12 protein-coding genes and 3 pseudogenes are annotated in these 15115 nt (G+C 38.5%); 6 read left to right on the top strand and 9 right to left on the bottom strand.

What is annotated here, in order from left to right:
• A partial coding sequence (locus ADICYQ_RS10735) for an amidophosphoribosyltransferase (protein WP_040415709.1) occupies positions 1–1011 on the bottom strand: 1011 nt, incomplete at its 3' end.
• 144 nt (positions 1012–1155) lie between these two features.
• On the bottom strand, positions 1156–1971 hold the full coding sequence (murI, locus tag ADICYQ_RS10730; protein WP_020892728.1) for a glutamate racemase: 816 nt from the start codon (positions 1969–1971) through the stop codon (positions 1156–1158).
• A gap of 289 nt (positions 1972–2260) precedes the next feature.
• Here murI and ADICYQ_RS10720 point away from each other — a divergent pair, with 289 nt between their 5' ends.
• Positions 2261–2629 carry a hypothetical protein gene (locus ADICYQ_RS10720; protein ID WP_152520480.1) on the top strand — a complete coding sequence of 123 codons (369 nt, stop codon included), beginning with the start codon at positions 2261–2263 and terminating at the stop codon, positions 2627–2629.
• A 97-nt stretch (positions 2630–2726) separates the two neighbouring features.
• On the top strand, positions 2727–4091 hold the full coding sequence (locus ADICYQ_RS10715; RefSeq protein ID WP_020892727.1) for a sigma-54-dependent transcriptional regulator: 1365 nt from the start codon (positions 2727–2729) through the stop codon (positions 4089–4091).
• Here ADICYQ_RS10715 and ADICYQ_RS10710 read toward each other — a convergent pair.
• From ADICYQ_RS10710 to ADICYQ_RS28505, 7 genes and pseudogenes are all read right to left on the bottom strand, one after another.
• Complete coding sequence (locus ADICYQ_RS10710) at positions 4088–6643, bottom strand: ATP-binding protein (RefSeq protein WP_040415702.1); 2556 nt, start codon at positions 6641–6643, stop codon at positions 4088–4090. The genes ADICYQ_RS10715 and ADICYQ_RS10710 overlap by 4 nt on opposite strands.
• 170 nt (positions 6644–6813) lie before the next feature.
• Positions 6814–7449, bottom strand: a complete 636-nt coding sequence (locus ADICYQ_RS10705; RefSeq protein WP_020892725.1) for a DUF2189 domain-containing protein — start codon at positions 7447–7449, stop codon at positions 6814–6816.
• Positions 7450–7483: 34 nt separating this feature from the next.
• Positions 7484–8850, bottom strand: a pseudogene (locus ADICYQ_RS10700) (cystathionine beta-synthase).
• A gap of 119 nt (positions 8851–8969) precedes the next feature.
• Positions 8970–9894 (bottom strand): annotated as a pseudogene (locus ADICYQ_RS10695) (aspartate carbamoyltransferase catalytic subunit).
• A gap of 5 nt (positions 9895–9899) precedes the next feature.
• Positions 9900–10447: pseudogene (gene pyrR / locus ADICYQ_RS10690) on the bottom strand (bifunctional pyr operon transcriptional regulator/uracil phosphoribosyltransferase PyrR).
• Between the two features lie 50 nt (positions 10448–10497).
• On the bottom strand, positions 10498–11199 hold the full coding sequence (locus tag ADICYQ_RS28510) for a hypothetical protein (protein ID WP_020892718.1): 702 nt from the start codon (positions 11197–11199) through the stop codon (positions 10498–10500).
• Positions 11160–12086 (bottom strand): hypothetical protein, encoded by a 927-nt coding sequence (locus ADICYQ_RS28505; protein ID WP_020892717.1) that lies wholly within the window; start codon positions 12084–12086, stop codon positions 11160–11162. Before ADICYQ_RS28505 ends, ADICYQ_RS28510 begins: the two co-directional genes overlap by 40 nt.
• A gap of 275 nt (positions 12087–12361) precedes the next feature.
• Here ADICYQ_RS28505 and ADICYQ_RS29680 point away from each other — a divergent pair, with 275 nt between their 5' ends.
• The 4 genes from ADICYQ_RS29680 (at position 12362) to ADICYQ_RS10670 (ending at position 15044) form a co-directional block, all read left to right on the top strand.
• Positions 12362–12709 (top strand): DNA polymerase X family, encoded by a 348-nt coding sequence (locus ADICYQ_RS29680; protein ID WP_020892715.1) that lies wholly within the window; start codon positions 12362–12364, stop codon positions 12707–12709.
• 44 nt (positions 12710–12753) lie between these two features.
• Positions 12754–14124 carry a PHP domain-containing protein gene (locus tag ADICYQ_RS10680; protein ID WP_020892714.1) on the top strand — a complete coding sequence of 457 codons (1371 nt, stop codon included), beginning with the start codon at positions 12754–12756 and terminating at the stop codon, positions 14122–14124.
• Positions 14105–14308 carry a hypothetical protein gene (locus ADICYQ_RS10675; protein WP_235114574.1) on the top strand — a complete coding sequence of 68 codons (204 nt, stop codon included), beginning with the start codon at positions 14105–14107 and terminating at the stop codon, positions 14306–14308. The genes ADICYQ_RS10680 and ADICYQ_RS10675 overlap by 20 nt, the downstream gene beginning before the upstream one ends.
• A 76-nt stretch (positions 14309–14384) precedes the next feature.
• Positions 14385–15044 (top strand): YiiX/YebB-like N1pC/P60 family cysteine hydrolase, encoded by a 660-nt coding sequence (locus ADICYQ_RS10670; RefSeq protein WP_020892712.1) that lies wholly within the window; start codon positions 14385–14387, stop codon positions 15042–15044.
• Positions 15045–15115 lie beyond the last annotated feature (71 nt).

Raw genomic sequence — 15115 nt, 5'->3', positions numbered from 1 at the left:
TTTGTAGATATCCGGGTCCGTACCCCTAGAAAAATAAATTCTTTCAAAGCTGCATGATTTTTTCTCCTTGGGAGGGATAATTTCAAACTCACCGTAAGAACCATCCTTATTAAAAATCAGCGCATTGCCAGGTTGAATTTCTTTAATTTGTTTGTAATCAATATTAAAAGCTGTCTTGATAGGGGGTTTTTCTGAAGCCACCACCACTATCTCATCATCAGCATAATAGTAAGCTGGTCGAATACCAATTGGGTCTCTAACAACGAAGCCAGCTCCATTGCCAATAAGTCCTGCCATGGCATAACCACCGTCAAAATCCCTACAACTTCTTCTCAAAATCCTAGCAACATCGAGCTCCTGCTCAATAACTTCTGTGACTTCTTCGTTAGAAAATTTATCTTTATACTTATCAAAAATCCTTTGATTTTCTTCATCCAGAAAATGGCCGATTTTCTCCATTACCGTTACCGTATCTGTTTTCTCCTTAGGATGCTGACCTAAATTAACCAGAATATCAAATAACTCCTCAACATTGGTCATGTTGAAATTGCCCGCCATGACCAAATTCCTACTTCTCCAATTGTTTTGCTTCAAAAATGGATGACAAGTTTCTATGCTATTTGTTCCATGGGTACCATACCTTAGGTGGCCCAGCCAAACCTCACCAGAAAAGGCTGTATTCTCCTTTATCCATTCCGCATTCATCAGGTCCGCCTCGGTGCCTAACTTTTTTGCCTTTTTGTACTTTTTATTGATTTTTTGAAAAATCTTGGTAACTGCTTCAGATTCGACAGACCTGTACCTACTCACATACCTTGTGCCAGGCGGAGTATTGATTTTAATATTCGCTAAACCTGCACCATCTTGCCCACGGTTGAGCTGCTTTTGCATCAATACATATAACCTGTTGGCGGCATAAAACGGCGTATTGTACTTATCAATATAATATTGTAAAGGTTTTCTAAGCCGAATCATGGCAATCCCACATTCGTGTTTGATCTGATCACTCATAACGTTCTAAAGGAGTATAATATGAATCAAAGTTACGTCTTTTTTTAAGAATTAGTTCCTGCAATCCACCAAAATTGAAGTGGTTACATAATAACTAAAAGACTATTCGTATTGCTATAAAAACAGATAAATTCTGAAAAAACCCTATTCCCACAATGGATATTTCTGGAGTTTTATCTGTTTACCAAAGAAAAGCTTGGTTGTTTCTTCAAATGAAACCGTGTAATCAGACACCAGAAACTTATCTTTCTGTACTGAAATATCTTCAGCCAAAAGCTGATGCAGGCCTAAGATCTCTGCGACTGACTTTGCCACTGTTTCTGAAGCATCTATAAGTTCTATTTTTCCATTAAAAAACTCCATTATTTGATTTTTTATCAATGGATAATGGGTACAGCCCAACACCAAAGTCTGGATATTTTTTAATTCAGACTGGCTTAAATAGGAGGCTATAATATCCTTGCTTATATTTTGTAAGTGAAAACCCTCTTCAATCATTGGCGCCAACAAAGGTGTAGCCAGTGATTTCATTTGTATGCCAACCCCTAAATTGTTCACTTTTTGTAAATAAACACCTGAAGTAACCGTCTGTTTGGTACCTATTAGCCCAACGGTCTCACCATTATGATTTTTACCTAAAAAATTAACCACTGGGTCAATTACATTCACAACAAGTGCCTTTGAAGCCACATATGCTTTGACCAGATCAAATGCCGCTGCTGAGGCAGAGTTACAGGCGATAAGAATAAGTTTGCAATTTTCTTTCAATAAAACATCTGCAATTTTCACAGAATATGCCTGGATAGCAGCAGTACTTTTATCTCCATAAGGCAAATGAGCGGTATCACCAAAGTAAATAATTTGCTCATTTGGAAGTAATTTTTTCACTTCTTTGGCTACTGTTAACCCCCCTATTCCACTGTCAAAAATACCAATGGGTGATTGTGCATCGATGGCCATATTTACTTGAAATTTAGGAAAATAAATTCCCCGGATTCACGCATCCGGGGAAATGCAAGCGAAGGGTTAAACAAATTGAATAAAACGCTAAAATACACAATGGGAATTCCATTGCATAAAGCGAGCATAACAAAGTTAGCAAAGTTTTCCTATGTTCCAATAGTTGTTCAGTTCATCAATATGGGCACAATTTACCCAAGTTTTAGAAGGCCGTATTTGGTTAATCCCCCTTATTGCAGGTTGGCACAATTAATGCAATTCATTACAAATAACCTTTCAATCATGAGACGTGAAATTATTCTGTGGCTGGGGGATTGGCGCACTATCTATTTTAATTTTGATTATCCCACTGATTAAATCTCAGGGAGATGATCATCGCCCGTATGGAGAAAATAAGGACAACTATCTGTTTGAATCCGCCGTATACAAATATGAAAATGCAAATTCGGATACAGTAAATATTTCTATTTCTGAACTTCCGACGAGTATTCAGCAGGTTATTCAGACAGATAGCCTAATAAAAAACCTGGAGATTCGGACAGTGAAAAAGATAAGCCAAAATAGCGGTGACTACTACGATGTTTGTTTTAAGGACACGGATTATTTTAACATAATAGTCATGTATGACAAAAACGGAATCATAGTATCCCAATTGTGAAAGAAATTAACAGCTAAGCCAACGTTTACTTGAAAGCACTGATTGTGAAATCGGTGCTTTTACTTTATATTTAAACTTTAATGGGTATTAATTTTATATGGCGAAAATTCTTTTAATTGAGGATGACCTAACCTACTCTAAAATCATTAGTAAGTTTTTAGAGAAAAATGGATTTGAGGTAATCAGTAGTGCGAAAATAGCAGAAGGGCTTAGTTTTTATGAAAAGTATCAAATTGATTTAATCATCACAGATTATAGATTGCCCGATGGTACTGGTATGGAAGTATTGGACCATGTCCTAAATAGCCACCCTGAGTTACCAGTAATTTTGATAACAAACTATTCGGATATAAGAACGGCCGTAAAGTCCATGAAAATGGGGGCTTTTGAATACATCACCAAGCCCATTAATCCAGATGAGCTTTTACTAACTGTACAGCAAGCTTTAAAAAATGAGAAGAAGAAAAAGCCAACGCAGCAGGTAACCAAATCAGCCCCTTCTGGAAATAAGGCATCCGAATTGGATTATCAAATCGGGAAAAGTTCAGAAGCACTTCAAATTGAAGAACATATTGTTCTGGTAGCCCCTACTGACTTAAGCATCATAGTATTAGGAGAAAGCGGCACTGGAAAAGAATACATTTCAAAAAGAGTACACCAGAAATCACAAAGATCAAATGGTCCTTTCGTGGCCGTTGATTGTGGCGCATTGTCAAAGGAACTTGCTGGAAGTGAATTGTTTGGGCATGTCAAAGGCGCTTTTACAGGAGCCATAGATCATAAAACAGGTCATTTTGAAAATGCAAATGGTGGAACAATCTTCTTAGATGAAATTGGAAACCTCAGTTACGAAATTCAGATCAAACTTCTTAGGGCAATTCAAGAGCGGAAAATCAGAAAGATAGGTGCCAGTAAGGACGTTTCCATAGATGTCCGAATAATCGCCGCGACGAACGAAGACTTGCAAGAATTGGCCAAGCAAGGTTTATTCAGAGAAGATCTTTTCCATAGATTAAATGAATTCAGTTTAAGGGCCCAGCCCTTAAGAGAAAGGCCTGAGGACCTAATGTTCTTCTCAAATCTTTTCATGCAAAAAAGCAATGCAAACCTTGAAAGGAACGTAACAGGATTTAGCCCTGAAGTAGAACAAATCTTTAGAGAATATCACTGGCCAGGAAATCTCCGCGAGCTTAGAAACATAATAAGGAGAGCCGTTTTACTAACGGGTGAAGGCATCATTCAAACAAAAGTTATTCCATCAGAACTTCTGGAATCCGAGGCATTTCAGCCCATTGACATCAATTCCGCCAAAGACTTGAAAAGCTCATTCGAGGACCAGGAAAAATCACTTATTGTTAAAACCCTTGAAGAGATGCGCTTTAACAAGTCCAAAACAGCAAAGGTTTTAAATATGGACAGGAAAACACTCTACAATAAACTAGAAAAATACGGCTTGGATTAATCCGCCATGGCGTAACCAAACTGTGTTGCTAAATCTTCCAAAAGGGTGTTGATTTTTTCTGTCAACTCCCATACTTTTTCTTGAATATCATTGGTGTCACCCCTTTTCAAGTCCCGCTCAATATTTATTGCAAGGTTTTTATATTTAAACTTCAATTGCCCCAGCCTACTTGAAAGTTGATGCGCTATGGCTAGGACTTTTTTATAATCCTTCTCGTCACAGGCTTTATTTATCATTATCAAATCTAGCCCTGTTTGGGAATAAAACCCTTCAACCACTTCTTTTAACAATGCCTCATCCCCCATACAAAAACCCCTAATGTCGGCCAAGCTGTAATCAGCACCGTCAGAATTGTCATCCTCTGCCTCAATATAGGGACTCAATTTACTAGACGGCTCCGCACTGATTACCTCCTCCATCTGATCAGGCTTAACAAAGTCCATGATCTTTTTTACCAGGTCCTTTTCGTTGAATGGTTTCAATAGCAAGCCATCAAAGCCTTCTTTTATCATGCTTTCTCTATCCTTGGTAAAAACATTTGCTGTCATCGCCAATATAGGTACCGCTTGGTATTTCTCCTGTTTTCTAATTTCATTAAACACCTGATAGCCATCTACTTCAGGCATCTGAATATCCAGAAGAATGAGATCAAAATCCTCATCTACAAATTCATTCATGAATTCAACACCTCCAATATAAGAAACCACCTCTGCTCCCAAAGAATTCAGCAAGAGGGTAGCAAACTTTAAACCCATTTCGTCATCATCCACAAGTAGCACTTTCAATCCGTCTACTTTATGCGGTGCCACTTCAGCCAACGAACTTTCCTCTTTCTTGTCCAGCAAAGTGGTAGGAATTGAAACCGTAATTCTAGTGCCTTCCCCTAGTATACTCGCAACATCTATCTGTCCCTCTTGAAGATCTACCAGTTTTTTCACAATCGCCAGGCCTAAGCCAGTACCTCCATACTTTCTTGAAATGGTACCATCGCCTTGACTAAACTCTTTGAAAAGGTTGGCTTGAAGGTTGTCATCCATGCCCATCCCCGTATCCTCCACCTCCAAAACGAGGTTGTTTTTATCATCTACTGAAACTTTCACTGAGACTTTCCCTTTGTCAGTAAACTTTACTGCGTTTGACAACAAATTATTCATTATCTGATTAATCCGTAGGTCATCTCCAAGCAAGTATTTGTTTTTGGGAAGCAAGACTGAAAACTCCAAGGAAAGGCCACTATCTGTTGCCTTTTGCTTAAAGAATGAATGAATGTCTTTAAAAAAGGAATCTGGATCAATGATTGAATTTTCAAGTTTTATTTTTCCAGCTTCAAGCTTAGAAAAATCAAGTATATCATTCACAATCCCTAATAAGGTACCTGAGGCAAATTGAATCATTCTAACGTATTCAGATTGATCTTCTGCCAAATTTGTCTTTTGAAGGGCATCATTGTACCCCTGAATAACATGGAGAGGATTTCTGATCTCATGACTCATGCTAGCCAGAAAGTCCTGTTTGGTTTTCGCAAGGTTATCAGAAGATCTCTTGGCCTCAGCAAGCTTGTCCTGGTACACTTCTGATTTCTTAATCTCCCTTACAATGCTAAAAATAAAGCCAGAGGATCCTACCACTCCAACAGCTATCAAAACACCAAGAAGTATAGAAAGTTTATAGGTCAATGCATAAGCAGATTCATTTTCTGCTTTTGATCTCAGGAGTGATTCGTTCTGCAGGGAAGTAACGATATCCTGAATATTCATAATCAGGGTCCTATTCTTATCATTCAGCTCCTGCTCCAACTCACCAAGTCTCGACCGAAGGTACTGTTCCTCATTATTGATGTCAAGCACCATTTGTCTGACAGTATAAATAATTGAATCGGAACTGGACGGGACGTCTATATCTACAGGGTTCACTCGGTTAAGGTTGAGCCTCAGGGTGCCTCTTATTTTATCCATATCCTCTTTCCCATCTCCGGCCAAGGTACCTGAAGCGGCCACGTCTTTACCTTTAATTTTAGAAGTTTTTTCAGAAGAACTACCCTGGTCCTTTCGAGCGGAGGGATCTATGCCTATTCTTATTTTACCTAAATTCTGTAACCTGCTTAACTCTTCTTTACGCTTAATTTTTCTTTCAATATTGTACAGGGCCTCATTGCTGAAATTTCGGTTATAAAGGTTTTTCTTTACTTCTTCCAACCCTTTATACACCACCATCAGCTCATTAACACTGTAGCTGATCCTTTTGACATTCTTTAATTCAGATGAATCAGTGACTAGTGCTTCTAACTTTTTAATCTCATTCTGAATCTGATTGTAATAATCCAGGTTATGCGTAGTATCCTCTTCAACAAATACACTTCTGGATTTATCCAGCTGATAGATATCTGCTAAAAGTTGATTTAGGTTTCTTAATTTTTCGTTGGGTTCGGATAACGATTCTACAGACTCTAATAATTTCTTAACACTAAAGTAAGTAACGGCACCTACTCCCACGATGAGGCAAATCCCGAGAAAGAAACCGAGAATTACCATTATTCTTGCATTGAATCTCATATTATGGCTTAATTTTAAAAGATTTCATAGCATCAAACTATTTGAAATGAATAATTTATCTCCAATTACAAATTACGCCTTTAAACCTTTGAAAATGAAGGGCTTTTTGAAAAATTTTAACAAATAGTGTTATAAAAAATGAAAAGTATACTTAACTCAACTGGAATACTTTATTCCTCTTCAATAGGTAAGCCTTGGTTTAATCCTTCAAAAATATGGTAAATGGAATAATAAGTAACCGGAATGGTAACCACCAGACCAACTCCCATAAGTAGTGCGCCAGCCAGGTTCAATACAGCCAATACTAACCCAAAGACAAAAAACTTACCCCACTTTTTATGGACAATTTTCCTACTGTATTCCAATGACTGCCAAAAATCCAGGCCGGAAAACAAGGTAATCAATACGCCAAACATGTATCCTACCATCAGGTAAATTCCAGGCAGAATCAGTGCAAATAGGCCCAAAACCGTTATTAACTGCCCTATGATCCAAATGGAAATCACTGGAAGGTAGTACTTAAACCCCTTAAAGAAATCAGGGTAAATTACTTTTTCCCCAAGACTGGTTTTATTAGCAACTAGGTAGAAACCTGCAAAAAGAGGCCCTGCCAAGAAAAAAGAGAACACAAAAACATAATCCTCCGCATAGAACATAAACAAGAACTGCAGCGAAAGGATCAATAACGTAAAGGAAATTGAATAAATAGTGACTTTTTTATAGGTCTCCCAACCTTTTGTCAATACCTCTTTGATGTCAAAATCGAAACTTCCTTCAACGATTTGATCCAAATGTTTTTTGTCCATAATAACTGGTCTATACTATTTACTTTTAGGATAATTACTTAGTAATTGCTGCAAGAATATCATGCTTGGTAATGATATGCACCCGGTGCAATTCATCCCTTACCAAAACTGCTTTCTCTCTTTCAACCATAGAAGACAACACATCCAATGTACTGTCTAGCGCTACAAAATGCATGGAGTCCTCCATTACCTGGTCTACTGTTGCATCTTTTAACGCTGGGTTTTCAATTATTTTTAGCAAAAGCTTATTGTCAGTAATACTTCCTATCACTTGTCCATCCTCCATGACGGGGATCTGGGAAACACTTTTATCGTTCATTAGGGCAATCGCATCCTTGATTTTGTCGGTTTTTTTAACGACAACCAATTGATAGCCAACATCTCTTGAGCTTACAATATCTCTAGCTGTTCCGTAGGCTTTATCTTCAAGAAACCCATGGTTTCTCATCCAATCATCATTGTATACTTTGCCTAAATACCGCGTGCCGTGATCAGGAAGTAAAATCACCATCACATCCCCTTTTTTGAGGTTTTCTTTGGCATATTCCAGCGCTCCATGAACGGCAGATCCACAAGACCAACCTACAAACAATCCTTCTTCTTTTGCGAGACGGCGGGTCATCACTGCAGCATCCTTATCTGTAACTTTGATAAAATGATCAATTACGGAGAAATTCACATTCTTAGGTAAAATATCCTCTCCTATGCCTTCTGTCAGGTATGGATATACTTCATTTTCATCAAATTCACCTGTTTCTTTGTATTTTTTAAAAACGGATCCATAAGTATCTATCCCTACAGAAACCACCTTCTCAGACTGCTCTTTTAGATATTTTGCAGTACCTGACATGGAACCACCTGTACCTACTCCTGCAGCGAAATGAGTCACTGTCCCTTCAGTATCCTTCCAAATCTCAGGACCTGTGGTTTCATAATGTGCTTTCCAGTTGGAGAGGTTATCGTATTGGTTAGGGTAAAATGAATTGGGTAGGTCTTGGTTTAATTTTTTGCAATTGCATAATAAGACCTGGGATCTTCCGGAGATACATTCGTAGGGCAAACGATAACTTCGGCTCCTACTGCTCTCAAAATATCAATCTTTTCTTTTGACTGCTTATCAGCCATTGTAAAAATACATTTGTATCCTTTCGTAATCGCGGCTAAGGCAAGCCCCATTCCGGTATTGCCACTTGTTCCTTCAATGATTGTCCCTCCAGGTTTCAAAAGGCCGTCTTTTTCTGCATCCTCAATCATCTTCACAGCCATCCTGTCCTTCATGGAGTTGCCTGGATTGAAGTATTCAACCTTCACCAATACTTCTCCTTCTATACCTTTATTTAGCTTATTTAACCTGACTAAAGGGGTATTTCCTATGGTTTCAATAATTGAATTGTAAATCATGGATTTATATTTAATGCAATTTAATATATAAAGACAATTGTGCTTAGAACAAATTCAACACCAAACTATTTATTCGAAAGGGTAAAACCAGACATTGAAAAGGTTGTGAATGTGGTATTTTACCTCACACCAGCTAATAAATACAACACTGCCATTCTAATCGCTACACCATTTTCAACCTGCTGTAATATGATGGCATGTTCAGAATCTGCCACATCCGAATTAAGTTCTACGCCTCTATTGATAGGGCCAGGGTGCATGATTACAATCTCTTTATCTAATCGATTCAAAAGCTGTTTATTGATCCCATAATAAAGAGAATACTCTCTGAGAGAAGGGAAATATTTTATCTGTTGACGTTCCAGTTGAATCCTTAAGACATTGGCTACATCACACCATTGCAAAGCTTTAAACACATCATGCTCCACTTTTACGCCTAAATCCGCAATGTATTTAGGCAATAGGGTAATAGGGCCACAAACCATGACCTCGGCACCCAATTTTTGCAGGCAAAATATATTTGATAAGGCAACTCTGGAGTGTAAAATATCACCGATAATTGCCACTTTTTTACCTGCCACGTCCCCAAGCTTTTCCCGGATCGAAAAAGCATCCAGCAAAGCCTGTGTAGGATGCTCGTGAGTGCCATCTCCAGCATTGACAATATTTGCCTTGATATGCTTGGATAAAAAATGAGGCGCTCCAGGACTGGAATGCCTCATAACAACCATATCGACCTTCATGGCCAATATATTATTTACGGTATCGATCAGGGTTTCTCCTTTTTTTAACAGAGCTACTGGCTGATGCAAAATTCACAACATCTGCCGAAAGCCTTTTTTCTGCCAACTCAAAGGACAATTTGGTCCTGGTAGAGTTTTCAAAAAAAACATTGGCTATGGTTATGTCTCTTAGGGAGGGGACCTTTTTGATAGGCCTATTCAAGATATCTTTGAAATTATCTGCTGTCTCAAAAATCAATTGAATATCTGATGGGCTCAGGTCTTTAATTCCCAATAAATGTCTGGTACTAAGCTGCTCCATTGGTATTAATTACTTTCTTTTTCAGTGATCCAAATGGCGTCTTCTTCAAATCCTCGGGACTGCCATTCTACGCTTACATATTGGCTTTCCAGGGTATTTACTTGCCTCCCGCAGTAATCCGGTTGGATAGGAAAATCCCTTGTAAATTTCCGGTCGATAAGTACCATTAATTCTACCTTTTGGGGCCTCCCAAAGGCAATCATTGCATCCATCGCCGCTCGGACAGATCTACCTTTGTACAGAACATCATCTACCAAAACGACTTTTTATTTTCAATTAAAAAATCAATTTTCGTTTCATTTGCCCTCAAGGGAAGGTCTCTTCTCCTGAAATCATCTCTATGAAAGGTAGCATCCAGATAGCCATATTTCAATGAAATATTTTGGATTTCCTTCATGCGCTGGATGATTTTATCCAGCACCAGTGCACCTCTTGGCTGGAGGCCTAAAAGGACTGTATTATCAAAATCATCATGGTTTTCTATCAATTGATGACAAAACCTACTGATGGTTAGAGATATCTGGGTTTGGTCAAGAACAAGTCTTTTTTGCATGATTAAAATTTGAGGCAAATATATAAATTATTTATTGGGGCTTAATGGCTCTATATAAAATCATCCACTTTTATTTTAGTGAAAAAATTCACTTCCCTGCTTTTTTCCCTTCCATCCTCCCCTTGATACCTGATCTTTTGTTTACCACTTAGCAGGTAATAATTATCATACCACCAAATGAGTTGCAGGCTTCTTTCCATCGTTTCGGCAATCCTTTCATTTTCATTTACAAGCTCAATTTCATAAGGCTCGTTTTCCATTACCAATTCCCCATCATTTATCTGACTAAGCATCAGCGCCTCTTCATCCAGGTACATGTAAAAAAGGTTGTTCCCATTAAATATCAGCTCGCCAAATTTCATGGGTTCAATCTTATTGGTATTGTTTAAACTCAGAGAGTTGTCCCATACGATATTGCCATCCTCATCCAATAGAATAAATTGCGCTGCAAGAAACTTGTACTGATCCAATGTTTGAGCACTTCGCAAGCGGGGATCTAACCACAATGGATTATACGTCCCTCCATATCCGCCCATCATTGGGTTCAGCCTGTAGAAATTACTTGCATACATCCCATCTCTAGGTACATACTTTGAAGAGGATGAAGTAAAGTGATCATTGTAAATCAGGTAATAACCATTTATCGCTTGAATTTCTCTGGTGACTACCACATTTCTAATTGGGGTATTTTTACCTTTGTCAAGCCTTTTCTTTATTCGTTTCCATCTTTTTTCCTGAACTTTTTCCGGCAAATAATTGTAAAAATTATCAAAATCTGAAACATTGTAAAACCTGTTGGTGTACTCCCCAAACTCATTGATTTTAGTGAAATACAATCCTTGGTAGGCTTCTTTTTCTTTAACCCATATGGGCCTATCAAAGCCTGTTTATAATTGTTAGAAGACGTCAAAAGCCCTTCAACAATCTCCATGGAAGGATTTCCTAAATCCTCTATTTTAACTTCCCTAAGTTTGTTCCCATTGGTGTCGTAGGTCAAAACAGATACAATTTTATTTTTGCGGGTATCCCTTCTACTCATCACTACATCGAATACATTTAGCTCAGGGTCCTTTCTCATTTGTAAAATTCTAGCATCTTTTTCGAAAAGACCTGGAACAGTAACGATCTCCTTGGTTTCAATGTCAAAAATTTGAATCACTGGACGGTAATCATATTTACCCATGAAGACAGCCTTTTTATTAAAGACTAAAAAATCCTGAAGCTCCATTTCCAAAATACTGGAAACCAGGAGTTCGGTCAAGGTTCGCTCCTCAAGATTAATTTCGAATATCGCTTTTTCATCGTTGTACTGGGATCCTTTATTAAACAACACGTACAGCAATTCCCTGTCCAGATCAAACCCTACTAACTCATAAAAATCGTCGAGCTTTTTCTCTAGAGGGGTTTCAGCATTCAACTGAAAGTCAGCTGTGAAATATTGGAAACTATTTTTCTTTCCATATGGGGTTTCTGCCTTCATTCGGAAGCCTACAAGCCCTCCTTCTCTTGGCAATAGAAAAAAGTCCTCGTCGGCCCTATGGGATTCAACTTCTAGCCTTTGAGTGAATTGAACTTGACCAATGGCCATTCCCATCAAAATCAAGTAGACAATTGGAAATAATAGGGTTTGTTTTGACATTACTTGAGGGTTTCGTGCTATTGTTTCTATACCAACTTTACCGATCCATTAAAAGTTTCGCGCCTTTTGATCCCACCGATTTCACATTAGGCTGATAGGTGTTTCTATCCTTACAAGATCGCCTATCTCAATAAACAGTGTTTTAGCCGGAGATCCAATCATTGGGAATAGGAAGTGATAGACCTATTGCTATTTTGGTAGGGCCAATTTTACAATATGATCAATTAATTTACTCCATAAGATAAGACATATGATTTTATTTTAAAACAATTATTATGGACATTTGCCCTGTACTCAACAGATCTCAACACACCTTGGATAACAAACAAATTGTCAAGACCCTCAAATTAACCTTGCAATTGATGGAATTGCATGAAGAAAATGCATTTAAAATCAGGGGGTATCAATCTGCCATCAATAGCATAGAAAGAGAAGGCAAGCCACTTGCAAATCTAGAACTGGACGAATTACAAAAAATTCCTTCAATTGGCAAAGGAATAGCTGAGGCTATTTTGTCCATAATTGCATCTGACAGCCATGAGCTTTTAGACAACCTTTTGAAAGAAACGCCAAAAGGAATTTTGGAAATCATGCAAATAAAAGGGCTTGGTCCAAAAAAATAAAAACCCTTTGGAAAGAGCTGGACATTACTTCAATCCATGAATTAATGGAGGCCTGCCAATCCGGACAGGTAGCAAAAATAAAAGGCTTTGGGCAAAAGACACAGGACAGTATTATTTTAGCCTTAGAATACAAAGCTTCCAATCAAGGGAAATGGCTTTATGCTGAAATTGAGCAACCTGCTAAAGAGATACTTGATCGCCTAAGCAAAAGCCTTCCCGAAGCTACAGTAGCCATTGTTGGGGATTTTGAGATGGAAGCTGAGATTATTGAATCCCTGACTTTTTTGATAGGCTCAGATAATGCTGGGCATACCCTCGGTGAAATAAACAAAGTGGATGGGCTGGTTCAGGACACTAATGTTCTCAGTCCTTACAGATGGGAAGGGCATTTAGCAACGCCAGAAGTCAAGATCCTTATAACGATTGTACCGAAAAAAGATTTCATAAAACAAAAACTACTCAAATCAGCTTCAAAAGCCCATCTTCTGTCCCCTACTGAAAAGGGTCAGCCTTTGGGGGAATTGTTTTATAAAGCAACTTTTAATACCGAAGAAGAGGCCTATGAAGCTGCCGGATTACCTTTTATTCCTGCACCCCTCAGAGAGGGCACAGGGGAAGTGGAATGGGTAAAAACGCATTCCTTAGATGAATTATTAACGCTAGAAGATCTCAAAGGACCATTACACAATCACTCTACTTATAGTGATGGCAAGAACACCTTGAAAGAGATGTCAGAGTTTTGTAAATCGGAAGGTTATGATTATTTCGGTATAGCAGATCACAGTCGTTCTGCATTTTATGCAAACGGACTAGACGAAGACCGTATTCACCAACAGCACAAAGAAATAGACAGTATCAATGAATCTCTGGCGCCATTTCGTGTTTTTAAAGGTATAGAAAGTGACATTCTTACTGATGGAAGCCTTGATTATTCAGATGAAGTGCTAGCGACTTTTGATTATATCGTCGCATCCGTCCACTCAGGTTTAAGCATGGACATTAATAAAGCAACTGCTCGATTGCTTAAAGCCATAGAAAACCCTTACACAACCATTCTTGGACATCCTACAGGACGCTTGCTGTTGAGAAGAGAAGGTTACCCAATTGATCATCGGGCGGTAATAGATGCTTGCGCTATTAATGATGTGGTCATTGAGATCAATGCCAATCCATGGAGGCTGGACTTAGACTGGAGATGGGTGAGGTATGCTATGGACCAAGGGGTTATGCTTTCCATCAACCCTGACGCACACGAAAAGGCAGGTATTGCTCACATGAAATTTGGGGTCATTGCTGGGCGAAAAGGCGGCTTGACTAAAGAAATGACCCTCAACACCAAAAATGGGGAAGAATTAGCCAGCTATTTTGAAAACCGAAAAAGAAAAAACAATGAGCATGATGCAAAAGGGAGCTGACGATTTACTAAAACAATCCTTCCAGGTAGGCATGCTGGGAATTGTTTTCGCAGTAATTCCATTGGTGGTGAAAGCAATGATTCAACCAGACATGGCCTATATGGGTTTGTTTGCAGGATTAGGCATTGGCTTACAGTTATTGGGCTTAAGTCTTGCTGTATTGGTTCTCCGAAGAAAAAAATAAGCGAACGACAAAAAGAAAAAGCCAAAAAGATGACTTTGATTTTAGCCGTGGCACTACTCTTTTTTATGTTAGCCTAATGAAAAAATTGACAACAGTACTATTACTGGTTTTTGGCCTTCTCACCCTTAGCTGTAATAGCAAGGAGCCATGGGATAATTGGAAGACAGGTGATATCCTTTTCCAAAATGGTGATTGTGGAGATTTCTGCGATGCCATCAAAAAGGTAACTGCAGGATACCAGGGCCAATCCTTTTCTCACAATGGGATGCTGATAAATGAAAATGGCAATTGGATGGTTTTGGAAGCCGTAAGTCAAGGAGTAAAAATGACACCTCTTGAGGATTTTTTAAATCGGTATACAACAGGGGAAGGCTATCCAAAAGTCAATGTTGGCCGGCTTAAGGAGGCAAACCAACACTTGATACCAGAGGCAATCCTATTTGGGAAAACCTTGATTGGCAAACCTTATGACAATGACTTTGACCTGGAAAATGACGCCTATTATTGTTCAGAGTTAATTCATTTCTCTCTAATGAAGGCTAACAAGGGATTACCAGTTTTTGACACTCCTCCCATGACATTTAAAGATCCCGCCACCAATGAGACTTTCCCCGTCTGGAAGAAATATTTTGCAAAGTTAAATTTAGAAATTCCGGAAGGAGAACCTGGTCTAAACCCTGGAGGAATGAGTCTTTCACCTGCTTTAGATATGATCCACAATTTTGAAAAACCCTAAGTTAAGCTTAAAACTATTGATACAATGAATGCAAAATAGTATATTGTCTTCATTATTGTACAGACTAATAT

Source organism: Cyclobacterium qasimii M12-11B, from assembly GCF_000427295.1.
Classification (GTDB): domain Bacteria; phylum Bacteroidota; class Bacteroidia; order Cytophagales; family Cyclobacteriaceae; genus Cyclobacterium; species Cyclobacterium qasimii.
Note: the sequence above shows the minus strand (reverse complement) of the source record. Positions and strands in the feature narration are given on the sequence as shown.